This is a genomic window from Fontisphaera persica (assembly GCF_024832785.1).
In the GTDB taxonomy this organism is placed as follows: domain Bacteria; phylum Verrucomicrobiota; class Verrucomicrobiia; order Limisphaerales; family Fontisphaeraceae; genus Fontisphaera; species Fontisphaera persica.
The window spans coordinates 2,726,276-2,751,154 of record NZ_CP116615.1 but is presented as its reverse complement, the minus strand read 5'-3'; the positions used below and the strand labels follow the sequence as shown (position 1 = coordinate 2,751,154).

At 61.7% G+C, this 24,879-nt stretch carries 21 protein-coding genes and 1 tRNA gene; 12 read left to right on the top strand and 10 right to left on the bottom strand.

Annotated elements, in window-relative coordinates; all coding sequences use genetic code 11:
* Nucleotides 1-35: 35 nt before the first annotated feature.
* Nucleotides 36-968 carry a TIM barrel protein gene (locus NXS98_RS10200; RefSeq protein ID WP_283844860.1) on the bottom strand — a complete coding sequence of 311 codons (933 nt, stop codon included), beginning with the start codon at nt 966-968 and terminating at the stop codon, nt 36-38.
* 106 nt (nt 969-1,074) lie between these two features.
* Between NXS98_RS10200 and rpe the strand changes: the two genes are divergently transcribed.
* Nucleotides 1,075-1,773 carry a ribulose-phosphate 3-epimerase gene (gene rpe, locus NXS98_RS10195; protein ID WP_283844859.1) on the top strand — a complete coding sequence of 233 codons (699 nt, stop codon included), beginning with the start codon at nt 1,075-1,077 and terminating at the stop codon, nt 1,771-1,773.
* An 11-nt stretch (nt 1,774-1,784) separates the two neighbouring features.
* On the opposite strand, the gene NXS98_RS10190 is transcribed toward rpe, so the two are convergent.
* Entirely contained in the window at nt 1,785-2,315 is a 531-nt protein-coding gene (locus NXS98_RS10190) for a zinc ribbon domain-containing protein (RefSeq protein ID WP_283844858.1), read from the bottom strand.
* A gap of 322 nt (nt 2,316-2,637) precedes the next feature.
* On the opposite strand from NXS98_RS10190, the gene rpmI reads away from it, so the two are divergent.
* The 7 genes from rpmI to NXS98_RS10155 all read left to right on the top strand — a co-directional run bounded on the left by rpmI (nt 2,638) and on the right by NXS98_RS10155 (nt 9,694).
* Nucleotides 2,638-2,853 carry a 50S ribosomal protein L35 gene (gene rpmI / locus NXS98_RS10185; protein ID WP_283844857.1) on the top strand — a complete coding sequence of 72 codons (216 nt, stop codon included), beginning with the start codon at nt 2,638-2,640 and terminating at the stop codon, nt 2,851-2,853.
* A gap of 56 nt (nt 2,854-2,909) precedes the next feature.
* Nucleotides 2,910-3,281: a 50S ribosomal protein L20 gene (rplT, locus tag NXS98_RS10180; RefSeq protein WP_283844856.1), complete on the top strand. Its 372-nt coding sequence runs from the start codon at nt 2,910-2,912 to the stop codon at nt 3,279-3,281.
* A gap of 193 nt (nt 3,282-3,474) precedes the next feature.
* The gene (gene pheS, locus NXS98_RS10175) at nt 3,475-4,470 is read left to right on the top strand and encodes a phenylalanine--tRNA ligase subunit alpha (protein WP_425499954.1); all 996 of its coding nucleotides are present in this window, start codon (nt 3,475-3,477) and stop codon (nt 4,468-4,470) included.
* 38 nt (nt 4,471-4,508) lie between these two features.
* The gene (locus NXS98_RS10170) at nt 4,509-5,462 is read left to right on the top strand and encodes a DNA-methyltransferase (protein ID WP_283848156.1); all 954 of its coding nucleotides are present in this window, start codon (nt 4,509-4,511) and stop codon (nt 5,460-5,462) included.
* Nucleotides 5,459-6,091: a BglII/BstYI family type II restriction endonuclease gene (locus NXS98_RS10165; protein WP_484494650.1), complete on the top strand. Its 633-nt coding sequence runs from the start codon at nt 5,459-5,461 to the stop codon at nt 6,089-6,091. The genes NXS98_RS10170 and NXS98_RS10165 overlap by 4 nt, the downstream gene beginning before the upstream one ends.
* 17 nt (nt 6,092-6,108) lie before the next feature.
* Nucleotides 6,109-8,577 carry a phenylalanine--tRNA ligase subunit beta gene (gene pheT / locus NXS98_RS10160; RefSeq protein WP_283844853.1) on the top strand — a complete coding sequence of 823 codons (2,469 nt, stop codon included), beginning with the start codon at nt 6,109-6,111 and terminating at the stop codon, nt 8,575-8,577.
* Between the two features lie 64 nt (nt 8,578-8,641).
* Nucleotides 8,642-9,694 (top strand): ankyrin repeat domain-containing protein, encoded by a 1,053-nt coding sequence (locus NXS98_RS10155; protein ID WP_283844852.1) that lies wholly within the window; start codon nt 8,642-8,644, stop codon nt 9,692-9,694.
* A 75-nt stretch (nt 9,695-9,769) separates the two neighbouring features.
* On the opposite strand, the gene NXS98_RS10150 is transcribed toward NXS98_RS10155, so the two are convergent.
* Entirely contained in the window at nt 9,770-11,350 is a 1,581-nt protein-coding gene (locus tag NXS98_RS10150; RefSeq protein WP_283844851.1) for a glycoside hydrolase family 5 protein, read from the bottom strand.
* A gap of 142 nt (nt 11,351-11,492) precedes the next feature.
* Here NXS98_RS10150 and NXS98_RS10145 point away from each other — a divergent pair, with 142 nt between their 5' ends.
* On the top strand, nt 11,493-15,809 hold the full coding sequence (locus NXS98_RS10145; protein ID WP_283844850.1) for a BamB-related PQQ repeat family beta-propellar protein: 4,317 nt from the start codon (nt 11,493-11,495) through the stop codon (nt 15,807-15,809).
* A 24-nt stretch (nt 15,810-15,833) separates the two neighbouring features.
* On the top strand, nt 15,834-16,415 hold the full coding sequence (locus tag NXS98_RS10140) for a DUF192 domain-containing protein (RefSeq protein WP_283844849.1): 582 nt from the start codon (nt 15,834-15,836) through the stop codon (nt 16,413-16,415).
* A gap of 143 nt (nt 16,416-16,558) precedes the next feature.
* Here NXS98_RS10140 and NXS98_RS10135 read toward each other — a convergent pair whose 3' ends face one another.
* From NXS98_RS10135 to NXS98_RS10125, 3 genes are all read right to left on the bottom strand, one after another.
* Complete coding sequence (locus NXS98_RS10135) at nt 16,559-18,001, bottom strand: hypothetical protein (RefSeq protein WP_283844848.1); 1,443 nt, start codon at nt 17,999-18,001, stop codon at nt 16,559-16,561.
* A 140-nt stretch (nt 18,002-18,141) separates the two neighbouring features.
* Complete coding sequence (locus NXS98_RS10130) at nt 18,142-19,074, bottom strand: sugar phosphate isomerase family (protein ID WP_283844847.1); 933 nt, start codon at nt 19,072-19,074, stop codon at nt 18,142-18,144.
* A 27-nt stretch (nt 19,075-19,101) separates the two neighbouring features.
* On the bottom strand, nt 19,102-20,439 hold the full coding sequence (locus NXS98_RS10125) for a Gfo/Idh/MocA family protein (protein ID WP_283844846.1): 1,338 nt from the start codon (nt 20,437-20,439) through the stop codon (nt 19,102-19,104).
* 111 nt (nt 20,440-20,550) lie between these two features.
* Here NXS98_RS10125 and NXS98_RS10120 point away from each other — a divergent pair, with 111 nt between their 5' ends.
* Entirely contained in the window at nt 20,551-21,537 is a 987-nt protein-coding gene (locus NXS98_RS10120) for a magnesium transporter (protein WP_283844844.1), read from the top strand.
* 263 nt (nt 21,538-21,800) lie between these two features.
* Here NXS98_RS10120 and NXS98_RS10115 read toward each other — a convergent pair whose 3' ends face one another.
* Both NXS98_RS10115 and NXS98_RS10110 read right to left on the bottom strand, forming a co-directional pair.
* Complete coding sequence (locus NXS98_RS10115) at nt 21,801-22,247, bottom strand: hypothetical protein (RefSeq protein ID WP_283844843.1); 447 nt, start codon at nt 22,245-22,247, stop codon at nt 21,801-21,803.
* A 54-nt stretch (nt 22,248-22,301) separates the two neighbouring features.
* A tRNA-Val gene (locus tag NXS98_RS10110) sits at nt 22,302-22,377 on the bottom strand.
* Nucleotides 22,378-22,520: 143 nt separating this feature from the next.
* Between NXS98_RS10110 and NXS98_RS10105 the strand changes: the two genes are divergently transcribed.
* Nucleotides 22,521-23,408: a hypothetical protein gene (locus NXS98_RS10105; RefSeq protein ID WP_283844842.1), complete on the top strand. Its 888-nt coding sequence runs from the start codon at nt 22,521-22,523 to the stop codon at nt 23,406-23,408.
* Nucleotides 23,409-23,462: 54 nt separating this feature from the next.
* Here NXS98_RS10105 and NXS98_RS10100 read toward each other — a convergent pair whose 3' ends face one another.
* Together NXS98_RS10100 and dtd are read right to left on the bottom strand one after the other, a co-directional pair.
* Nucleotides 23,463-24,329 carry a sugar phosphate isomerase/epimerase family protein gene (locus NXS98_RS10100; protein WP_283844841.1) on the bottom strand — a complete coding sequence of 289 codons (867 nt, stop codon included), beginning with the start codon at nt 24,327-24,329 and terminating at the stop codon, nt 23,463-23,465.
* A 62-nt stretch (nt 24,330-24,391) separates the two neighbouring features.
* Entirely contained in the window at nt 24,392-24,844 is a 453-nt protein-coding gene (dtd, locus tag NXS98_RS10095; protein WP_283844840.1) for a D-aminoacyl-tRNA deacylase, read from the bottom strand.
* Nucleotides 24,845-24,879 lie beyond the last annotated feature (35 nt).

The window sequence follows — 24,879 nt, the reverse complement described above, 5'->3', positions numbered from 1 at the left end:
ACCACCTTGCCCGCTCGCGCGGGCAGGGGGCCGCATTAAACATCACACACCTTGGCCGCATGGCGCAGGGCCAGGGCTTTGTCGGGCCAGGTGGGGATGAACTCCTGCGCCACATAACCCGTGTAGCCCATCTCCACCAGCGCCCGCATGAGCAAAGGATAATTCAACTCCTGCGTCTCGTCCAATTCACCCCGTCCCGGCACGCCGGCGGTGTGCACATGCGCGATGACCTCCTTGTACTGGCGCAGCCGGCGCAGCACGTCGCCGTTCATGATTTGCACATGGTAAATGTCGAAGAGCAGCTTCATGTTGGGCGAGCCTACCCGCCGGATGAGCTCCACGCAAAAATCCACATCGTCCCCAAAATACCCCGGATGCCCCTTCATGGGATGCGTGTTGTCCCGGCTGTTGAGATGCTCCAGACAGAGGTTCACCCCTTTTTGCTCGGCGTACCCGATGACCTTTTTCCAGCATTCAACGCAATTTTTGGCCCCTTGTTCATCACTGATGCCCGGCTCGCGCATGCCGGTGAAGGTGATGACATTGCGGCAGTTCACCTGTACTGCCTGATCAATGCCCTCCCTTAATTTCTCCACGCAATGCTCGTGATGGGCCGGATTGAAAGGTCCGCGGGCAAAGCCGTGGCTCCCCACCAGCGAAATGGCCAGCCCCAGCTCGCGCACTTGCGGATAAAACTTGGCGTCAATGCCCTCCATCGCCACCAGCCCGATGTCCTTGCACAATTTGGCCAGCTCCAGCGTGGGCATCGGGTTGAACGTCCATCCCATGATGGATTGCCGGATGCGGCCATGCCGGATGCGGTAATCCGGCTCCACACTGGCCCGGGCAGCGGCGCTTTGCGCGTGGAGGGGCAGGGGAGCGGTGAGCGCGGCCAGCGTGGTGGCCGCCCCGGCCTTGAGCCATTGCCGGCGGCTGCAACCGGCGGCGGATGCGGGTGGGGCTTGCATGCGCTTTTTTTCGCAGGCGGGGCCGCCGCCGTCAACGCTGATTCAGGACCCGCCGCCGTGTTCCGGACTGGACGAGCCGGAGGCCTGTTTATATCGTGGGCGGCGCATGATTATTGCGCCTTCACTCCTGGCCGCGGATTTTGGACGCATCCGCTCCGAAGTGGCCCGCGCCGTGCGCGCCGGGGCCGACTGGCTGCATCTGGACATCATGGACGGCAATTTTGTGCCCAACATCTCTTTTGGCCCGGCCATGGTGAAGACGGTGCGCTCGGCCACCCGCCTGTTTCTGGATGTGCATCTCATGTGTCAGAAACCCGAGGTGCTCTTTGAGGCTTTTGTGCGCGCCGGCGCCAATCAGCTCACCGTCCATGTCGAGCTGGGGGAGGCGCAGGTCTCTCAGCTCTTGTGGAAAATCCACAGCTTGGGCCTCCAGGCCGGCCTGGCTATCAATCCCCCCACCGCCATGGAAACCGTCCGCCCGCATCTTAAACACCTCGACTTGCTGCTGGTCATGACCGTGAACCCCGGTTACGGCGGCCAGGAATTCATTGAGGAATGCGTGCCCAAAATCCAGCAGGCCGCGGCCTGGCGGGAAGAATTGGGCCTCGACTACCGCATCGAAGTGGATGGCGGCATCAACTACCAAACCGGGGCGGAATGCGCGCGCGCGGGAGCGGATACCCTGGTGGCGGGGACCTTTCTCTTTCAAAAGCGGCAAATGAAAGCCGCCCTTGCGCGTTTGCGGCGCCTGGCGGCCCAGGCCCAGGCGGCGCGCCCGGCGCGGTCGGCCGCCCCGGCTGCCTGAGGCACCGCCCGTCAGGCGCGACTCGAGTCTGCCCCCTTGCTTGCCGGGGCAGGGGAGGCATCGGGGGCGCTGGCCGCTGCCCGCGTGGTCCCCCACGTGAAAAAGCGGTCCGAGCGGGGCAGGAACCACAACACCGCGCACACCACAAATAACACCGCCTGGGGCCAGGCCATTTGGGGCGCCTTGATGACCTGCCAGAAAATCGCGTTGCCAAACCACACCACAAACACCCACCGCGCCCAGTTGCGCCCGTTAAGCATGAACAACACCAGCGCCACCATCAACAGGGGCATCACGTACCGCATGTAAAACGCAAATGGCGCTTTCACCCGGAATGACTCCCGCCAGCCCTCGTTGCCCGGCGCCCAATCCGCCAGCAAAATCAGGGTCAAATTCAACAAACCCAGCGCAAAGAAAACCCAGCAGGGCAAACTGACCGTCCACGGCCGGGCCGGCGGGCCGGACTCTCCCAACGATGCATGACAATGCGGACATTCCGGAAGACGGAACCACAAGGACTTCCCACAGGCGGGACATTTCATAATCGCCTACATTCATCGGGCCGCGGACGAGGCGTCGCAGCCGTTATGCGAGGCAGCCTAAAACAACCGCCGTGAAACCACAAGCTTGTAACCGGCCTAATTTGGGGGTGTCACGCTGCCCTTCCAAGCCAGGTCATCAGTGGCGGGGCAGGGTAGGCGCCGAGCCTTTCTCCCGCGGTTGAAGCCCGGTCGCGCACCGGCTTGAGGGCCTCTTCCGCACGCTCTTCCCCAGGCACCAAAAAGAAATGGAAATAACACTTGCCATGTCCGGGGCGGGTGCGTATATTCCCCGCTCTTTTATTGGTACGAAAGAGAGCCTGTTATGCGTCGTCCAAAAGGCATAAAAACCAAAAAATCCGTGGCCAAGCGGTTCAAAATCACGGCCACCGGCAAGGTGCTGCGCGCGCGCGCCGGCCGCCGGCACTTGCTGCAAACCAAAAGCCCGAAACGCCGGCGGATGCTTGGCAAGCCGGCGGTGGTGCCCCCCACCGATGCCCACCGCGTGCTGGCCAGCCTGCCCTTTGACCATCGGGGTTGACCCGCGGCCAGGGACGGGTGTAATGCAACCATCAACACTTTAAGGATTCGATTGCTATGCGTGTAACGAATGCTCCAGCCTCCCGGAAGCGCCGTTCCCGCATGCTGCAAGCCGCCAAAGGCTTCCGCATGCGCCGCTCCAAACTTTACCGGTACGCCTCCGACGCCGTGGACCACGGCCGGCAATATGCCTACCGCGACCGCCGCCGCAAAAAACGGGAGTTCCGCTATTTGTGGCAAATCCGCATCAACGCCGCCGCCCGCGCCGCCGGCCTCACCTATGCCCGATTCATGGAAGGGCTGAAGGCCGCCAAAGTCGCCCTCGACCGCAAGGTGATTGCCGACCTCGCGGCCACGGATGCCGCCGCGTTCAACGAGCTGGTCACCACCGCCCGCGCCGCCCTGCAGGCCAAAGGCGTCAAAGGTTGAACGAGCGTGCCTGCCGCCCAGCGGCCCAGGTTGCACCGCTTCCAGCAAACGGGCGCCCCAAGGGGGACGCCCGTTTTGCCATTACCGGTATGCCGCGGCAGGCCCGCCCACGACGCGCTGAACTGCCGCCCATCTTTTTCCTGTCCAAACCCGCAAATTTGACGCATAACGCGCAAGCTGACTTATGGGATTGATGGATGATATAGCCCCACTGAAGGCGGCAGCCCTGGCCGATTTTGCCGCCGCCCCCACCCTGGCCGCCCTGGAGCAGGCCAAGGGCGCCTACCTGGGCGCCCAAGGCCGTTTCACGGCCCTGATGAAACAATTGGGCACCCTGCCCAAAGAGCAAAAGCCCGCCGCCGGCAAGGCCATCAATGAGGCCAAGGCCGAACTGGAGGCCGCCCTGGCCGCCCGCCGCAGCGAGCTGGAGCTCCAGGCCGCGTTGCCCAAGGAACCCACCGATTTCACCCTCCCGGGCCGCCGGCGGCCGCTGGGGCGGCTGCACCCCCTCACACAGGTCACCGAGGACATCGTGCGCAGCTTCCGCAAACTGGGCTTTGTGGTGGCCGACGGCCCCGAAGTGGAGGACGATTACCATTGCTTCGACGCGCTCAACACGCCCGCGGACCATCCCGCGCGCGACACCCAGGACACCTTTTACCTGGAAGGGCAGGGGCGCCCCCTCCTGCGCACCCACACCTCCTCCGTGCAAATCCGGGTCATGGAAAAGATGCCCCCGCCCATCCGCATCGTCGTGCCTGGCCGCGTCTATCGGCGCGACAACGCCGATGCCACCCATAATCCCACCTTTCACCAAATCGAGGGGCTTTATGTGGACCGCGGCGTGACGGTGGGCGACCTGAAAGGCACGGTGGAATTTGTCTTCCGCGAGGTTCTGGGCGAGGACGTTAAAATCCGCTTCCGCCCGCATTATTTCAGCTACACCGAGCCGAGCTTTGAAATTGATTTCAGCAACGCCCTGGTCAAGCGCATGGGCAAGGACTGGCTCGAAATCGCCGGCTGCGGCATGGTGCATCCCCAGGTGTTTGAAAACGTGGGCTATGACCCGGAGGAATGGACCGGCTGGGCCTTTGGCTTTGGCATCGAGCGCATCGCCATGCTCCGTTACGGCATCACCGACATCCGCCTCTTCTACGAAAACGATTTGCGCTTCCTGCGGCAGTTCTAATAATTGCCATCCGATGATATTTTAATTTTGTGAACGCTCTGGTGGACATTGCAGCAAGGTTTGCTCCTCACGAACGCGTAGTGCTTGCGTTGCAAGACTGCCGCGATTTCCTCCGCGACGTGCCGGACCAAACCTTTCAGTTGATTGTCACTTCACCACCTTACAACCTGGGCAAGGAATACGAACAACGCCTGAGGCTGGAGGATTATCTGGAGCAACAGGATATGGTCATCCGGCAGTGCGTCAGAACCCTTAAAACCGAGGGTAGTTTATGCTGGGAAGTGGGCAATTATGTGGAGCAGGGCCGAATTATTCCCTTGGATACCATTTTATACCCCCTGTTTGCGAAATACGGACTAAGCTTGCGAAACCGAATCATCTGGTTTTTCGAGCACGGCTTGCATTGCAGCAAACGTTTTTCAGGGCGGTATGAGACCATTTTATGGTTCACCAAATCGGATAATTATTATTTCAACCTGGACGCAGTGAGAGTCCCTCAGAAATACCCCGGAAAAAAATACTTTAAAGGGCCCAAGGCCGGCCAGTACTCCTGCAACCCGCTGGGAAAGAATCCAGGCGATGTTTGGTGCATTCCCAATGTCAAGAGCAACCATGTGGAAAAAACTGAACATCCTTGTCAGTTTCCAGTGGAGCTGGTGGAACGTCTGGTGCTCTCCCTAACCCGTGAAGATGACTGGGTTTTTGACCCTTTTTTAGGGGTAGGGTCAACGATCATTGCCGCCCTTCGACATCATCGCCGCGGCGCCGGTTGCGAAATTATGCCCAAGTATGTAAGCATCGCCAAAGAACGCATCCGGCTGGCTGCGGAAGGGCGCCTGCGCATTCGCCCCATGACCCGGCCTGTTTTCGATCCTCAAAACGCAGGGGCCAGCCTTCTTACAGCTCCCTGGCTTGCCCGACCTCAGGCGAGAGTTGAATTGGAACAAATGACCTTCATGGAAAAATCGGACGAGGAATACGGCGCGTCATGAGAGTTGTACAAACATTCAGTCATTTGAACGGTGAAGAATATATAAGGTTTCACCACCAAGCACTTTATAATGAAATTATAAATCTCATCGGGCAGGTGGATGCCGGAAAGTGTTATCAAAAAAAAAGCCGGGAAAAATCCATGCCCGGCAAAAAACTCATCTCTCCCATCGCTTTGAACAAACGCTTTAGGGAGCTCTTTATCGAGGTTGGTTGGAAAGAATATCGTTACGAATATTACGTGACCACCGACAGAAAAGATTTGCCGTTTCTTTTATCGAGATCATTAAGTGAGCAGCGAGACTACCTTGAGAAGAAGGGGATAAATCGCCCTATCAAATCGTTAAAGCAGATAGACTTTGTAAAAAATGGCATTGCCGTTGAAGTGCAATTTGGCAAATACGCCTTTGTGGCCTTTGATCTGTTTGTCAAACACCTCCTTTTGTACACTGGCGGCGCCATTAATGTGGGGGTTGAAATATTACCCATGAAAGAAATGTTGGAGGATCCGAACGGCGGACGCAGGATGTCCACCGGCATCGCCTATTTTGAAGGTGAAATTTACAACCTGTTACGCCATGGACGCAGCAGCCCGCCCGTGCCGCTTTTTATTATTGGAATTGCCCCCTAATTCACCACCGATACTTCATGAAACTGACCTACAACTGGCTCAAGCAGTACGTGGATTTTGACTGGTCGCCCGAGGAACTGGCCGAGCGGCTGACCATGCTCGGTTTGGAAGTCGAGGGCGTCCAGAAATTGGGCGGCGAATTCGAGGGCATCGTGGTCGCGCAGGTCATCACCCGTGACAAACACCCCAACGCCGACAAGCTCAGTGTTTGCCGCGTCCACGACGGCCAGGGCGAGCGCCAGATTGTTTGCGGTGCCCAAAACTTCCAGCCCGGCGACAAAGTCCCCCTCATCCTGCCCGGCCATACCCTCCCGGCCAAACCCGGCCAGGAGCCGTTCACCATCAAAGTCGGCAAAATCCGCGGCGTGGAATCCCACGGCATGATGTGCTCGCCCAGCGAGCTGGGCCTGGCCGAGGACTCCGACGGCCTGATGATTTTGCGCCCCGATGCCCAGGTCGGCCAGCCTTTTGCCGAATACCTGGGCCGCGCCCGGGGCGATGTGGTCTATGACCTCGAAACCACGCCCAACCGGCCGGACTGGAACAGCGTCCTCGGCATTGCCCGTGAAATCAGCGCCCTCACCGGCAACCCCCTGCGCCTGCCGCAAATCCCCCCCTTGTCCGAAGACCCCGAGCGGACAGCCGATGCCCTGGTCAGCGTCACCTTGGCGGATGCCGAACTGTGCCCGCGCTACACGGCGCGCGTCATCCTGGGCGTCAAGGTCGGCCCCAGCCCCGACTGGCTCCGCCACGCCCTCGAAAAAGTCGGCCTGCGCAGCATTAACAACGTGGTGGACGTCACCAATTTCGTCATGCTCGAAACCGGCCAGCCCCTGCATGCCTTCGATTACCACCTGCTGGCCAAGGACGCCCACGGCAAGCCGGCCATCATCGTACGCCGCGCCGCGGCAGGCGAAAAATTCGTGACTTTGGACGGCCAGGAGCACGTGCTGACCCCCGAGAACCTTCTCATCGCCGACCCCGCCAAGGGCATCGCCCTCGCCGGCGTCATGGGCGGGCAGAATACCGAAATTAATGACCAAACCGTGGACGTGCTGCTGGAAAGCGCCTGGTTCCATCCCACCAACATCCGCCGTACCTCCAAAAAACTCGGTTTGCGCACCGATGCCTCCTATCGCTTCGAGCGCGGCGCCGACATCGGCATCACCGACTACGCCAGCCGCCGCGCCGCCCAGCTTATCCTGGAAACTGCTGGTGGCCGGCTGGCGCAGGGCGTGGTGGATGCCTATCCAAGGCCCGCGTCCCCGCGCAGCATCAGCCTGCGCCTGGAAAAAATCCGCGCCCTGCTGGGCGTGGAAATTCCCCGCGAAACCTGCGAAAACCTCCTGGTGGGGTTGGGGTTGAAAGTGGCCCGCCGCGTCCCGATGCCCGTGGACGCCCCCGCCCCCGCACCATCCGCGCCCCTGGTATTCCAAATCCCCTCCTTCCGCGTGGATTTGAAGCGGGAGGTGGACTTGATTGAAGAAGTGGCTCGGTTGTTTGGCGTGGACAAAATCCCGTCCACCCCTCCGCGCGGGGCGCTGGGGGTGCATCCCTTTGATAGGCGGCATGATGAACTGGCTGAAATCCGGCGCCTGCTGACCGGTCTCGGATTGCACGAGGCCCAGGGGCAAACCTTGCTGGGCGAAAGCGAATGTCATGGAGTGGACCCCGCCCGCCTGGTGCGGCTGGCCAACCCCCTCAGCAGCGACATGAACGTCTTGCGCCCCTCCCTCCTGCCGGGGCTGGTGCATGCCGTGCAGCATAACGTCAATCGCAAGACCCACGAAGTGGCCTTGTTTGAAGTGGGCCGCGTCTTCGAGCTGCGCCACGGCAAAATCCACGAAGAATGGCGCCTGGCGCTGGCCCTCACTGGCCCGCGCAACCCGCGCTTCTGGGAAGGCGCCGACCGCGACGCCAGCGCGGATTTGTTTGATTTGAAAGGGCTGCTGGAGGAGTTTTTTGAACACCTCGGCCTCCGGGCGGTGGCCTTTGCGCGGCGCCCGGCGTCCACCGCCTTCTGGGTGGAATCAGCCGACGTCCTGCTCGGCGGCAAAGTGCCGCTGGGCGAAATGGGCTGGCTCCATCCCCTGGTGGCCCGCCGTTACGATGTGCGGGAACCCGTCCTCCTGGCCGAGTTGCAGGTGGACGAGCTGCTGGGCCGACGTAACGCTGACAAGCAATTCAAACCGCTGCCCGCTTTCCCCAGCGTCCGCCGTGACCTCGCCTTCCTCGCCCCGGCCGAACTGACCCATGCGGCGGTGCTGGAGGCCGTGCGCAAGGCCAAGACGCCCCACCTGGAGGCGGTGGAGCTGTTTGACGTGTACCGCGGCGCCAACCTCCCGGCCGGCCTGAAAAGCATGGCCTATTCCTTCACCTACCGCCATCCCGAACGCACCCTCACTGATGCCGAGGTCAACGCGGCGCAGGAAAAACTCGTCACGCATCTCAAACAAACGCTGGGCATCAACGTCCGCGACAGTTAACCTTGCTTTGCTTGAAACGCCGCCGCGCATGGCGCGTCCAATGAGCAATAACATGAATGGCACGATGAAAACCTGGTGGACACTCCTCCTGGCCCTGCTGCTCGCCAGCGGCCCGGCCAGTCTCACCTTGCGGGCCGGTGACATCCACGATGCCGCCGGCGCCAACGACGTGGACAAGGTCAAAGCCCTGCTCGCCGCTAATCCCGAGCTCGTGAATGACCGCGAAGAAGACGGCGCCACGCCGTTGCATGTGGCCGCCCGCCTGGGCCATCTCAAAGTGGTGGAGGCCCTCCTCGCCGCCAAGGCCGACATCAGCGCCACCAACCGTCTGGGCCTCACCCCCCTGCAAATGGCCCGCATGCGCGGCCATCAAAAAGTCGTGGACCTCCTGCTCGCCAGCAATCCCAAGGCCGAAGACAAACTGGCCACCTTGCGTGATTTACTTTTTGACACCATTGCCCAGGGCCAGACCGACAAGGCCAAGGCCATCATCCGGGACAATCCCGGCCTGGACCTTGTCAACGCCAAAGACCGCCTCGACAACATGGCCATGCACGTCGCCGCCCTCAACGGCAACGTGGAATTGATGCGGTTTCTCGTCGAACACAAATCCCCGGTCAATCCGCGCAACAAAGAGGGCAATACCCCCATGCATGCCGCCGCTTTCTCGGGGCGCAAAGAGCCGGTGGAGTTCCTTTTGAAACAGGATGTGCCGGTGGATGTCACCAACGATGCCGGCCTGACCGCCCTGCATCTGGCCTGCGACCGCAGCACTGTGGAAACCGTGCAATTCCTTCTGGACAACAAGGCCGATGTGAACGCCCGCTCCAAGAGCGGGGTCACCCCCTTGTTGGTGGCCTGCGACCGCGGCCGCGTGGACATCGCCAAAGTGCTGCTGGACCGCAAGGCGCAAATCAACGTGCAGGGCGACAAAAACGCCACCCCCTTGCATTTCGCCGTCCGCAGTGGCGACCGCATGCTCGTGGAGCTGCTCCTCACCTACAAACCCGATTTGACCGCCAAAACCATTGACGGACTCACCCCGCTGGCGCTGGCCGAGAAACAGGGCTTTGTCGGCATCGCGGAAATGCTCCGCAAAGCCGGCGCCAAGGAATAAAGCAAAACTTTAGTTGGGGGGCTGGCGGCCCGCTGGCCGGCCGGCGTGTCCGCAAAACTTTTTATTGCGGCATCTTCACTTCCCCGCCCACGCCGGTTTGCGGTTCTTGGCAAACCATTCCTGCAGCAGTTTCTGGCGGTCGGTGGGCTGGGCAGCGGGCCGGGGGTTGGCGCGGTTGTCGTCGTGCTCCACGCTCCAGCCCTGCCATTCGCGGAAGGCGTGATAGCTCCAGTCCCACCCGTGCTTCTCGAAGATTTCAATCACGTCCTTGAGATAACGGTAGGCGCTGCCCTCTGGCGCCCAGCGAATCGCGCTGAACTCGCCAATATAAATATGCACGTTGTAGCGGCGCTGGAAATCAATGACCGGCTGCAGGGCCGCTTCCAGTTGGCGGGCGTCCCAGTATTTGCCTTCCGCCTGCCCGGGGTACATCACCGGCTCGCTGGGGCCATGCACGTTTTGATGGGTGAAGCGATGGGGCATGTACATGTGCACGCTGTACACAATCTTGGGCAGCGGCAGCGGCACAAATTCCGCCAGCCCTTGCGGCCCGCCCCACGGAGACGGCTCGATGATAATTGTACGATTGGGGTCCTCGGCGCGAATCGCCCTTGCGGCCCGCTCCGCCAGCGCTGGCCAGTCCTCGCAACCCTCCTCCACATAGTCCTCCACCGGTTCATTTACCAGGTCAAATCCCCAGATGACTTCCACGTCCTTGTAACGGCGCGCCGTGCGCCGCCAGAACTCCACAAACTTCGCCTGCGCGGCGCGGTCCGTAAAAAGCAGATGGTCCGAGCCGATGTACCCCCCGGCGGTGGCTTTGCCGCCCGGCGGCGAATGCAAATCCAGCACCACATACAACCCGTATTTCCGGCAGAGCGGCAGTGCGGCATCCAGCTTCTTCAGTTCTCCCTCCACCCACGCATCAAAGTCCTCCACCTGGTTGACCTGCCCGGCGCGGCCTTGGCGAATAAGTTGCCAGCGAATGACATTCGCCCGCCATTCCTGCCCCAGCGTGCGCAGGCCGTCCTCGTTGATGTTGGGATGAATCATCGCCCCCCGCAGCCGCGGCAAATCATGGCCCTTGTAAATCGGGCCGGCGAACGGCGGCGGCAACTGTTTCGGCAAGGTCTTGGCCACCGTGACCGTTACCTCGTCAAACCACACCTTGCCGGCCACGCGCTCCATCCCCAGCGTCAGCCACACCGCCGTGGCATTGGTGGGGATGCGCGCGGTCATGGCTGCCCGCCGCCAGTCAAAGGTTCCCGTTTCCACACTGGCCTGCGGCCATTGATTGCCGGAGGGCGACTCGATGGCCAGCATGAGTTTGATGCCATTCCACGGATTGGGCTTGGCGGACACCCCTTCCGCCTTCACCTGGGCGATCACCCGCAAGACCGTCCCGCGCACCTGCTCCAGCGGCAGAGCCAGTCGGGCGATGACGGCTTGATTGGTGCGCTCCGCCGCCTGCTGAAACAAGGCCGAGCGAGCACTGTTAAACCCTTCCCCCTCAGACCATTTGCCCTGCCAGCCCTGGGTGCTGGCGGGGGATTCAAAATGATTCTGATAGATAATTTGACCAGGGGCGGGAGCGGCCAGACCGGCCCCTGAAATCAAGGCCAGCCCGCACCCTAGAATGGCAAGTACGTGACGCATATGGATTAGACTGTGGAAACGCCTTGAATTATCAACAGTTATTATTCGCCCCGCCGACAGCAGCCAGCGAGCCGGATGGTGCAAAGGATTGGCGCTTTTCCGCATTGCCAAAACCTTTCGCCTGATATTCATTTTCACCAGCATGAAAGCTCTCGCCATGGCGGTCATCGCCGCCATCTTAATGCTGAGCGGCGCCTTGCCGGCCGCCGCCGCCAATTGGCCGCAATGGCGTTATGACGCCGGCCGCACGGCAGACTCTCCTGAGCGTCTGGGTACCAACCTCACCCTGCGCTGGGTGTGGCAATACCCGCCGCGCACCCCCACCTGGGAAGACCCGCTCAATCAGGACCTCATGCCCTTTGACGTGGTCTTCGAGCCAATTGTCGTCGGCCATCACCTCATCGTGGGCTTCAACGATCGCGATCGGGTCGTGGCCCTCGACATTCGCACCGGCGAGCAAGCCTGGGTTTTCTACACCGAAGGCCCCGTCCGGCTCCCGCCGGCCGCGCAAAACGGCAAAGTCTATTTCGTGAGTGACGACGGCTGGCTCTATTGTGTGAGCGCCGCCGAGGGCAAATTGCATTGGAAATTTCGTGGCGGCCCCTCTCCCCGCAAGGCCCTGGGCAACGCCCGCCTGGTTTCCGCCTGGCCTGCCCGCGGCGGGCCGGTGATTCGGGATAACGTGGTTTATTTCGCCGCCAGCATCTGGCCGTTCATGGGGGTCTTCATTTACGCGCTGGAGGCCGAAACCGGCGATGTGCGCTGGGTGAATGACAGCAACGGCCCCATGTACATGAAACAACCCCACGCCGCCCCGGCTTTTGGCGGCGTGGCCCCTCAAGGCGCCCTGGTCGCCACCGCCAAACATCTCCTGGTGCCCGGCGGCCGCTCCGTGCCCGCCGTGTTTGACCGGCAATCAGGTGATTTCCAGTATTACCATCTGACCGAATCCGGCAAAGGCACGGGCGGCTCGCTCGTTCTGGCCAATGACCAGGAGTTTTTTGTGCACACGCGCAAACGCGGCACCCGCGCCCATGAGCTGGCCACCGGCAAACGCACCAGCTTCATCATCAACGAGCCGGTCCTTGGCCGGGGCCATTACTACACCGCCAGTGATTATCCCAGCAACCTCATGGCCGTGGTCATCGCCGAGCAAAACCTCGAGGCCGCCGAATATAACGCCATCAAGGCCCGCAAAGATTTTGAGGACGCCCTCGAGGCGGGTGACCGCATGGCCATCCGCTCCGCCAGCAACACCCTGGCCAGCATGGAACGCCGGTTGGGCCGCGCCATCACCAACCTGGCCAACGCCCGCACCAATCTCCCGGCCGGCCCCATCCCCAAGGTCATTCAAGCCTGGCGCCATGATAAAACCCTGGTTTGGGAAATCGAGGCCGACGGCTCGGGCGATTTAATCCGCGCCGGCGGCGTGCTCTATGCGGCCGGCTCCAACAAACTCCAGGCCATTACCCCTCCCGCTGGCCGCAACCCCGCGCAGATTGTCTGGACCCACACCGTCACCAACCAAATCCGCCGTCTGTTGGCGGCCCAGGGCATGTTGTTTGCCGTCGGGCTGGAGGGGCACATCCTGGCCTTCGGCGCAGGCGTGGGCCCGCCTAAAATACTGCACGAAACCCCAGAATTACCCACCCTTTCCCCTGATGCAGTGGCTCGCGCCAAAACCATCCTCGAGCGCACCGGCATCAAAGACGGTTATGCCTATTACCTCGGCCTGGCGGACCCGGACCTTCCCGCCGCTCTGGCCGCTGCTTCCGATTTGCATGTGATTGTGGTGGACGCGGATACGAATAAGATTGAACAGCTCCAACGCCGCTGGGACAAAGCCGGCTGGCTGGGCCGCCGTCTGGCCTTGCTCGCCGCCGACCCCCTCAACTTTGGCGCTCCTCCTTATATTGCCAATCTCGTGATTGCCGAGACCTCGCTGGCCCAGAAACTGGCCCGCACTGCCACTCCCACCGTCAACGCCGAGGCTGCCGGCGTGTTGAGCGGTGCCTTGGCCTTGGGGGCCGTCACACCGTGCGACCTGGCCAGGGTTTATGAATCCCTGCGCCCCTACGGCGGCATCCTCTGGCTCAACGGCGCGGCGGCCGAGGCCCAAACGGTCCGCGCTGCCGCCCTGCCGCAGGCGGTCCTGCGCCCCGAGGGCGAAGACCTTTGTCTGGTGCGCGAAGGCCCCATTCCCGGCTCGGCCGATTGGACCCACCAGTATGGCGATGTGGCCAATTCCGTGAAATCCGACGACAAAACCGTGCGCCTGCCGGTGGGGGTCCTGTGGTTTGGCGGCAACACCCATCTGGACGTGCTGCCCCGCCACGGCCACGGCCCTTCCCAGCAAGTCGCCGGCGGACGTTTGTTCATCGAGGGCATGGACTGCATCAGCGCCCGCGATGTGTACACCGGCCGCCGCCTGTGGAAAACCGTGATTCCCGGCCTCGATACTTCCGGCATTTACTACGATGAAACCCTGAAAGACGACCCCTTCACCACCCTGTACAACCAGCGCCACATTCCCGGCGCCAACGCTCGCGGCGCCAACTTCGTGGTGACCGCCGACCGCGTCTATGTCGCTGTCAGCAACCATTGCACCGTGCTCGACGCCGCCACCGGCAAGATTTTACAGGACATCCCCATGCCCGGATTGCGGGGCCAGCCTTCAGGCCAATGGACGTACATTGGCGTTTACGAAGACATTCTCCTGGGCGGCACCGACTTCGCCCTGTTCAACCGCCGCTTTGGCGGCCCGCGCCTCGCCTGGCCGCCCCCGCCCGCGGACCTTGCCGCCTGCCATGGATTGACGGCCTTTGACCGGCACACCGGCAAGGTCCTCTGGCAGGTGGAGGCCAAATACAGCTTCATTCACAACGGCATCGTGGCCGGCAAGGGCAAGGTCTATTGCCTGGACCGCTGGCCCAAGAGCGTCGAAGCCAAACTGCGCGCCCAAAATCAACCAGTGCCCTCCAGTTACCGCATTGTGGCGTTTGATATTCGCACCGGCCAGTTGGCCTGGGAGCAGGACGACATCGTCTCCTGCTCGTGGCTCGCTTATAGCAAGACTGAAGACCTGCTGCTCCTGGCCGGTGCCAAGGCCACTGACCGCCTCCGTGACGAAACCAGCTCCAGCATGCAGGTGCTCCAGGCCTCCGACGGCAAGTCCCTCTGGGCGCGCCGCAACGACCTGCTGCACAATGGCCCTTGCGTGTTGTACCACGACCTCATCATTACCACCCCCGTCTCCTACCAGGCCAGTGCCGGCGCCTACCGGCTCCGGGACGGCAAACCCCACGAAATCGTCAACCCGCTTACCGGCCAGCCCCAGCTTTGGAAGGTCTATCGCACCTACGGCTGCAATACCCCCATCGCCGGGGAATACTTGATGACCTTCCGCAGCGGCGCGGCTGGTTTTTATGATTTGGAGCGCCACAGTGGCCTGGGCAACTGGGGCGGCTTCAAATCCGGTTGCAGCGCCAACCTCATCATCGCCAACGGCGTCGTCAACGCCCCGGATTACACCCGCACCTGCAGTTGCCCCTACCAGAACCAAACCTCCCTGGCCCTGGTGCCCATGCCCGAATTGGAAGTCTGGACCTGCAACCTCTCCGGCCTGACCCTTTCCAACAGCATCCGCATCGCCCGCATGGGCCTCAACCTCGGCGCCCCCGGTGACCGCCTTGCGGAGGATGGTACGCTGTGGCTCGAATACCCCCCCACCAGTGAGCTGTCCCCCAAAGTGCTGGTTTCGTTCAACGGCGCCAGCGTCACCAATGTCTTCACCAATGCCCCTATTTTCCGCCGGCACATCAGCAGCGTCAGCGGCAACAGCCATCCGTATGTTTTTGCTTCAGGATTGCGCGAGGTCGAATCCCTGGTCATCACGCCCCAAACCGTGCCCGCCCGCCTTCCCCCCCGGCCCTCCAGCAGCGAGGACGATGATGATGACGACGACCCCACGCGGGGCAGTGGAGCGAATACCAATCAAAACGGTTTTGCCTCCGCCACCAATGCCGTTGGCGGCACCAACAGCGCTGCCGTCACCGGTGCTTCCACCAACCGGCCTGCCGGTCCCTGGCCGCCAGGCCCGCCGCGCTTCGGCCGTCCCCGCCCCGGCTTCGGCTTTGGCGGCGGCACCAACACCGTGCGCGTCATCTCCTCGAGCGACGATTTGCCGGAACTTGAACCGGCCCATTACACCGTGCGCCTGTATTTTAGCGAGCCGGATGAAATCGCCGTGGGCCAGCGCGTCTTCGACATCGAAATCCAGGGCCAGAAACTGCTGGAGAAAATGGACATCATCCAGGAAACCGGCGCGCCTTTCCGCGGCGTGGTCAAGGAGTTCAAAGGCATTCTCGTCACCAAAGATTTGGCGGTGCGCCTGCGTCAGGCCCCAGGCTCCCCCCTCAAGCCGGTCCTCTCTGGCATTGAATTGGTGCAGGAAAACTGACACAAATCTTTCGTGATTCTGGGCATGTCTCGAAATATCCCGGCCCGCAAGCCATGGTGTTTGGCTCTCGCGGCAGGTTTGACCTTGGCAGCAATTTCCGGTTTCACGGGTTGCGATGCCAAGGCCCCCCCGCCCGCTGCACCCCCCGCCGCGGAAGCGGAGGGTCTGCCTCGCGTTACCCCGGAGGGGCATCTGGACCGCGCCCAACCCAAACTCAGAACCATGCGCCTTTACGTGGGCGCGCACGAATTGATTACCGAGCTGTGCACCAACGACGTCCAGCGCATGACCGGCATGATGTTTCGCACCAACCTCGCCGAAAACGAGGCCATGTTATTCGTCTTCCCCTGGCCGCATCGCGCCAGTTTCTACATGAAAAACACCCGGGTCCCCTTGAGCGCCGCCTACCTTGACCCCGAGGGGGTCATCCGGGAAATCCATGATTTGCACCCGGGCGATTTACAGGGCAAGGAGGCCAAGGTGGACAATATCCAGTACGTCCTCGAAACCACCCAGGGCTGGTTCCAACGCCGCAACCTCGGGCCGGGCGCTGTCGTCCGCACTGAGGAAGGCACTCTCCCGCAAACTTTCTTCAAACGCCGCTGACCAGAGAGGCAGGCCAATCCGTCCACCCCCTGCCGCACCCGCAACATTAAAGGGCCGGGCGGCGCACTGAAAATTGGGTGTCCCCATTTCGCGCTGCCGCTTCTCTTTCTGACCTGGCCTTTCACCTGGCCTTTCCACCCCCGCTAGGGGGCTTTCTTTTCCACCGCTCCTTGGTGCAGCCGGTTCAGCAAAGCCACGGCCGTCTCCACCAGTTGCTCCCCGGCCCCTGGCGCCACCCTTGCGCTTTCCGGCTCGTAGGCGCCCTCCGCATAGCTGCGGCGGTCAGGAATATACCCCACCGTTTCGTTGGCCAGATAAACCGGAAAAGTCAAAGGAAACGGCGAGCGCTTTTTCATCGCCAGCCCCAGCTCGGTAAAAACCTCGCCCGGCAGGCTGACCCAGGCAATATCGCGCCCCAAAGTGATGACCTGCACTTCCACCCGGTAGGGCCTGCCATCCTGCGCTGCCAAATCCAGCGCCCGGTATGCCCGCACCTTTTTCATGAAATTGGCGCTGCGGTCATCTTTGGCCTGGGCCAGGAACTGGCGGGCTTCCGCCGCCTCCGCCGGCGTCACCGTGGCCGCCGGCAGGTCCACCCAGGCGGAAGCCGCCTGGAGCGGCCCGCCCTCCACGGGTTGAAGCTGTTTGTAACTTTGCAAAACTGCCGCCCCCAAAATAATGGCAATCCGGTGCTGTTCCGCAGGCGAGGTTTGGGGCCAGCTCCAGTTCACATCAATGTGATTCAAATTGCCGCACGCCCCATTCATCACCAGCGTAAGGTGATTCGTGCCGTGGTACCCGCCCAACACCCGGCTCAAAGCCCCCGGCCAGTCGGCGCTGAATTTGCTGCCGCCTGTGGTATCCGTGTGCATGGCAAAATGCACCAGCGTGGCCAGCGTTTGCGCCGGCCCGCGGGCGCGCGGCGCTTCAAACAACAACACTCCCACTTCCGAGTCCGCCGGCCCGGCGGGCATCATGATGTTGGGATTGAGCTTCCCCGGATTCCACGCCACCGTGCCATCGCGCATGAAGAAGCGGCGGTTATACGTCAGACCCTCGCAGCGCGTTTTCGCGGCGCTTAATTGCGCCGGCTGCCGCGCCGTATCCGCCCGCCGCACCGTTTCGGCAATCCAGCCCGGCAGGCGGGCAGTGTATTCCTTGACCTTGGACTGCGGTTCGCCTTGCGTGGCGTGGCGCAGTCCCTGATGCGCCAGCTCCGGCCCTGTGTGCGCATGTGTCCCATAAATCATAATGTGCCCGGCCTTGATGCCGGTGGTCTTCTCAATCTCCGCCCGCGCCGCGTCGGTGACGGGGCGTGTCACCCAAATCAGGTCCAGCGAAACCAGCGCCACCCGCTCCCCGCCCGATTGCAGCACCACCGCTTTGCACAACAGGGGGTCCCATGTCCCCTCCGCGCCCCGCTCATGATAATAACCCGCCAGCGAGATGCCCAACGGCGGCGTAATATCGGTGACTGCGCATCCCAAAGACAGGGGGGCATTGGCCACCGCCCCGGCAGGAGCCTGCGCCCACGCCAGGCTGGCGGCCAGCAAGGCGCTGGCCATGAAAAGCTGGAGACGTTTCATGCTCCCATTAAAACCTGCCCTACTCCTGATTTCCACGCTGAATTTGAATGCCGCCACCCTTTCCCCCTTGGGCCTTGCCGGCGGCGCCTGGTTCAGCCGGGATGGTTGCGCCCCCTGCAGTGACTACGCCGGCTGAATGATTAATGCATCTCCACCGCGCACGTGCCCAGGCCGCCCCGGTAATAATTGAATTGCACATTCGGGTGTTCCGCCAGCAACGACATGGGCACAGAGGTGTCCACAATCCGTTTGGAAATCATGTACGCCGTCAGCCGTTGGCCAAAAGGATTATCATGATTGCCCGCCTGCCAGATGCTTACCTTCTCCGCCTTCCACGTCTCCACTGGCCCCACGCTAATCGCCATGGTGGGCACCAGCGCAATGTTGCCGCCGCCGCTGGTACGCGCATTTTGGGCCACCGTCAGCGGATGCAGCTTGACCACGCGCGTGGCGAGCTTGCGGTATTCCGCCGCCGGCGGCGGCTGGTCCTTGTACTTGCCCTTGCGCTGCGGCGGGTCATTGAAGGCCCAGTGTTTCACGTCACCCTGTCCGCCCTGCATCACCACGCACCGGATGCCGCTGTCCCAAGTCTTGCGATAGGGCGCCGTGTCCGCCTTGGGGAAGTGCAGATGGGCATCGGGCATCCGCAACTTGCGGTTGATGCGATTGAAACACAACTCGCGGTCCGCGCGCTCAAAGGACAACGGATGCGTCACCGGCACTTCCTTCCCGTCCAGATACCATTCATCCATGCCCCAGAAGTGGCCTTCGCGGACATCCAACTCCAGGGAGTTGACCAGCCGCGCCACCAGCGGCAATTGCTCCGTGGGGCCAATGGGGCCGCAAATGCCCGCCGGGTTGTCCGCCGTGCTCTGCCGCCAGGCGTGGATGTACTCCAGCGCCTCCGCCAGATAAAAATCCTCCAGCGTGTCGTACATCACCACCTTGAAGCCAGGCCGCGAGAGCCGTTCCACATCGCGTGGGGTCAGGCGGGCCACTTCTTCAATCAGGTCTTTGGGCAGGGTGGTGTAGTCCCACCAATCCGGGGATATGGCACTCAAGGGACGTGGCATAAGACAGCGGGTTGACGGTGGGAAAATCTACAAGGCCTGCGTCTGCCCCGGCATGGCAATCGGATACCGCCCCTGCGCATCCGGCATCACCGGCGCCGGGCCCTCCATCGTCAGATTTTCCAAATTGGGCGCGAGGGACAAATTGGAATTCATCGCCGCCTCCCATGTGATGAGCGCGCCGGACTCGCAGGCCATCCGCCCCATGATGGCCGTGAGGCAGGACTTCGCGCAGCGCTCGGTTTCATTGTAGGGCTTGTCATTCCGGATGGCATCGAACAACAAATCATGCTCGCGCTGGTATTGGTCGCCCTTTTCTCCCCGGAATCGCCACAGCAATTGCTCGCCCCCCGGTTTATGTCCCTTGAACAACCGCGGGTCGGGAATGCCCTCGCCCAAGATTCCGCAGCCCGTCGTGCCGTGCACGATATTGCCAAAGAAATCATAGCACCGTGTCATGTGCCGTCCCTGGGCGACCAGGCGCGTGCCGTCCGCAAAAGTGTACTCGGCCATGTAATGGTCAAAAAGCTGGTCCGCCTCCTGGCGCACCTGGCGGCCGCCCATACCCTGCACCGACACCGGCCAGTCGTCCTTGACCCAGCAGCACACGTCAATGTTGTGAATGAGCCAGTCCACAATGAAACTGCCGTTCAGCCACGTAAAACAACTGTAATTGGCAATTTGATAAGCCACCTCGCTCATGCCCGGCGCTTTCGGCGCCAGCCCCACCGGCCCGTGCATCCGGTAGGCATAGGAAGTCACCACCGTCCCAATCGCGCCGTCATGAATCCGCGCAATCGCCTCCTCCAGCGGCGGGTAATGCCGGCTCATCAACCCGCCGGCCACCTTCAAATTTTTCTGCCGCGCCAGCTCGCCCGTTTTCAGCACGCGCCGGATGCCGGGGGCATCCACCGCAAAGCTTTTTTCCATGAACACGTGCATCCCTTTTTCAATGGCATACTCAAAATGCAGTGGGCGAAACGCCGGCGCCGTCGCCAGCAACACCACACTCCCTTTGTCCAGCGAATCTATCGCGCGCTTGAAGGCGTCGAAACCCACAAAGCGCCGGTCCGGCGGCACATTCGCCTTCTCCCCGAGTTGCGACGTCAAATTGCGCACGCAGGCCTCGGTCTTTTGCTCAAACACATCGGCCACCGCCCACAATTGCGTCGGCCCGGCGGTGGAAAGCGCGTTTTTCGCCGCGCCAGTGCCCCGTCCCCCGCAACCGACCAGCGCAATCTTCAATGTGTTGCTTTCCGCCGCATACCCCGGCATGGGGATGCCGGGCGCCAGCGCCGCCCCCGCGGCCAGCGTCGAAGAAGTTTTCAGAAAATTCCGACGTGTCGTGGAAACAGTTGTGGATTTCATGCGCCGAATTGCACTGTGGATTGCCCCTTCCGTCAAGCGGGAAAACCGCGCCGCCCCCTGGCTTCATGTCCCATTTGCCAACCCTGGGCAACCGGGCTAGCATGGGCTGCGATGAAACATGATTCCGCTCATCACTTCCAGGAACCGATTTTGAAATATGCGCGCACTGACTTTGCCAGACTGCCCGTTCATTTCACCGTCCAGGAAGCCCTCAACGCCATCCGCCAGCAGGGCATTGGCGAAAAAATCGTCTATTTCTATGTCGTGGCCGAAGACGATCGCCTGGTGGGCGTCGTGCCCACCCGCCGTTTGCTGACCGCCCCGCTGGAAGAAAAATTGCAGAACATCATGATTACCCGCATGGTGGTCATTCCCCACACCGCCACCGTCCTCGAAGCCTGCGAGCAGTTCATCCTGCACAAATTCCTGGCCTTTCCCGTGGTGGACGAACGGCGCCGCATCGTGGGCATGGTGGACGTGCAGTTGTTCACCGGCGAAATTTTTGACTTCACCGAACGCGAGCAGGCCGAAGATGTCTTTGAAATGCTCGGTTTTCGCCTCAATCAGGTGCGTGATGCCACCCCGCTGCGTGCCTTTCGCTACCGTTTCCCCTGGCTTATGCCCACCGTCCTCAGCGGCACCCTCTGCGCCTTGCTGGCGGGCGCTTATGAACTGACCCTCGCGCGCAGCATCCTGCTCGCCTTCTTCCTTACACTGGTCCTCGCGCTGGGGGAAAGCGTGAGCATCCAATCCATGACCCTGGCCATCCAAACTTTACGCGCCACGCGTCCCACCTGGGCTTGGTTTGGCAAGGCCCTGCGGCGTGAAATGACCACCGCCCTCCTCCTGGGGTTGGGTTGTGGCATCCTCGTGTCGCTTATCGTCTGGCTCTGGCGTGGCGTGTTGCCCGCCGCCCTGGTCATCGGCGGCAGCATCAGCCTTTCCCTCACGGGCGCGTGCTTCGTTGGGCTGGGCATTCCCACCCTGCTTCACGCCCTCCGCTGGGACCCCAAGGTGGCCGCCGGCCCGCTTACCCTGGCCCTGGCCGACATTTTCACCCTCCTCTGCTACTTCAACCTCGCCGCGTTATTTCTTTAGGCCACTTGCCCACCCATGATGGCTGCCAAAAAATTTTTGCGCGAAGAGAATCCCGCTTTCAAATATGGGGCCAAGGCAGGTCTTGTTTGCGCCGAGCCTTCCGATATTCCAGCATCCTGTCTTTCAGCGCTTCCAGCAGCTCATGCCTTGAAACCTTGGTGCCTTGTACTGCTTGGTCTAAAAGGGAGTTCAGATTGGCCAAGGTTCTAGCCCGCGAGGACTCGTCGCAAATTTCAAGCTGATAGAGAGTTTCCAGTATCTGGTTAAGCAGCGCTTTCCGGTCCAAAGACATCGGCCAAAATTTCCTCCCTTCTGGCTTTGGTCATATCGCCGTACCACATCCTTTCAGAAATGCGCAGCGATTCGACAGTGGCGGCAAGATTATCAAACCCAAAGCCGATGACTTTCGGATCAATCTCCTGGTGCATTCTAAATTGATGCAACAGAAGCTCGCCGCAACCCTTGAGAAAGCCCAACATGGCCCGGTGATAATTGATGTCCCTTTCTGATGGCTGCCGGTCAACGATGCGCTCACCTTCGATTCGCTTGAAGACTTTGAGGGCAAAAGACCATGCCGCAAGGCGGTATAAAAGGTGCGAACGCCGCTCTGCCAGTTCTTCCTGAAGTTCGCTTACCAGAAGTTGGACCGCCGACCAGTCCCTGTCATCTATGTGGTAATCAAATTCAGACTGGTTGTGGATGGATTCCATACCTCGTCACTATAATTCAACCGTGCCGCACTGCAAGGAGGAAAACATTGCTGATGGTGGGCGCTGAGGGATTCGAACCCCCGACCTACTCGGTGTAAACGAGACGCGCTAACCACTGCGCCAAGCGCCCACGCCACCGCCTCCCCCTCCGTTACTAGGGCATTGAGCGAGTTCCCGCAAGCCAAATGCTTGGCCCGCCAGCAGGCCGTCCCACATTGCGCCCAGCCTTTTTCCATTGTGATTCTCGCCGCCTCATATTAAATAGCCCCTGTCATGGCGACCCCTGAACAACGGCCGGGGCCGGAAAAAACCGCCAATCCTTTCCAGACCTCGGGCAGCCCGGCAGTAGGCGACCGCCTGCTCACGGCGGCCGAGATGCACCAGTGTCTCAAGCGCGCCCGCCGCACTCAAATGGTGCAGTTGTTGGTGGCTGTCGTCCTGTTCACGGCCATCGCCGGCACCGCCACCTATTTGATTCTTGAGTCCTGGCAGACCGCCGAGCGCCGCCTCCAGCACAGCCAGGAATGGACCGACCAAAGCGGCCGCTACATGGTCATCATCGCCTCCAATTACGCCGCCCAGGCCCGCCTGGCCCAGCACCAGGCCATGCTCGCCGCCAGCCAGGCCGGCGCCGACCGCGAAGCGGTGGTGGCCCTCCGCACCGAAACCGCCATGACCATCACCAACGCCGCCCTCAACCTCACCCGCCAACTTTCCCGCGCCCTCAACGACTTGGGCCAGAGCAATATCATGACCCTGGACCTCCACTACACCGCCCGCCTCCAAAACCTCGAAAAACAGATGGAAGCCGAGCGCCAGAAACTCCTCCAAACCACCCTCGAACAGCTTAAACGCCTCACCAAGGAGCTGTCCAAGTACGATCCGCTCCTCAAAATTGATCCCGATGTGGCCGGCCGCATCCAGACCGCCCTCGCCCAGCTCCAGCAACTGGTGGAAATCACCGAGCTGCTCAAACTGCGGCAGGAAGACCAGGTCAAAAACCTGCAAAACCAAATCACCCTCCTCAACGAAAAATTGAAAGTCCTCGAGCTGCGCCTGGACCAGTTTCAGTCCGGCTTGAGCGGCCTCCTGTCCAACCCGCCTCCGGGGCTGCGCCTGGCCACCAATCCCCCTCCTCCCGCCCCCAAACCGGCCCCCTGACGCCCGCCGTCACCCGGCGGCCGCGTGCTCACGCGCTTCATTCCCGCCCTGGCTTTACGCAAACAACCGCCGCACAAACGCCGCGTTTTTCCGCGCATCCGCCACCGCGTCCTTGGACGGCGCGGAAGTTTCCAGCACAATCCACCCGCGATAACCAATGTCATGAATCGCCTGCGCCAGCGCCTCAAACTTCGCGGGCTCGTCCTCCAGGTACTTGGCGCCGTTCTTGAAATGAATCTGCGCGATGCGGTCGCGCATCAACCGGATTTCCGCCGGCGAATCATACTTCTTGGTCGTGCCCGTGTTGTACACGTCGTAATACATCTGCACCGCCTCGTGATTCACCGCGTCCAGAATGCGCAGGTTGTCGCGGGCATTCAAATAAGTCTCAATCGCCAGCACCACCCCCGCCTTTTTCGCCCGCGGCGCCGCGTCCTTCAACCGCTGCACCACCACATCCATCTCCTTCTCCTTCAGCCGCCCCTGTTCATCCAGCAAATCCCCGCGGAAAAAGAACGCCACCAAAATCACCTTCGCGCCCAGGTCTTGCGCGGCATCAATGGACTGCTCCAGCCAGGCCGGCCCGCGCGGGTCACTGGCCAGCGGGTATTCGTTCAACAGCCCCATCATCAGCGAGCAAATGGGCAGCCCCGTCGCCTGCATCTGCGCCTTGTAGCTCGTCCGCGTCGCCGGCTCGGCAATCGCCAGCCGCTCCGCCGCCCCGCCCACTCCCACTTCCACGCCCTCCAAGCCGGCTTGTTTGGCCTGCTCCAGATTCACCACGCACGCCCCCACTTTGATTTGCGCGCGCGCCGCGGCAGCCTGCAACCAGGCCGGGGTGAGGGTGGCGCCCGCCAGGGCGGCCGTGGTGGTGGTGAGGAAATGACGGCGGTTGAACCACGAGTTTTTCATGTGTGCCATGCCGCCAACTTAAACGACTCCCCTCCTTTGTCAATCCGCCCCCGCAGCCCAGGCGCAACCTCTCACTCCCGCGCCCGCGAATCCATCACAATGGTCACCGGCCCGTCATTCACCAGCGCCACCTTCATGTCCGCGCCAAACTCCCCCGTGGCCACCGGCCGCCCCAGCTCCGCCCCCAGCCGCGCCACGAATTGCTCATACAAGGGAATCGCGATTTCCGGCCGCGCCGCGCGGCTGTAGCTGGGCCGGTTGCCTTTTTTTGTGCTCGCGTGCAGCGTGAACTGACTGACCACCAGCACCTCGCCCCCCACCTCCTGCACCGAGCGGTTCATCACGCCCGCGTCATCATTGAAAATGCGCAGCCGCGCAATCTTGCCGCACAACCATTCCACATCCTCGGCGGTGTCCACCCCCTCAATGCCCACCAGCACCACCAGCCCGGGGCCAATGGCGCTTTTGACCTGTCCGCCAATCGTCACCGACGCCTGCGACACTCGCTGAATTACCACACGCATAGCACCTTGCCTTCCCTCAACCTGGCCTAATCCAC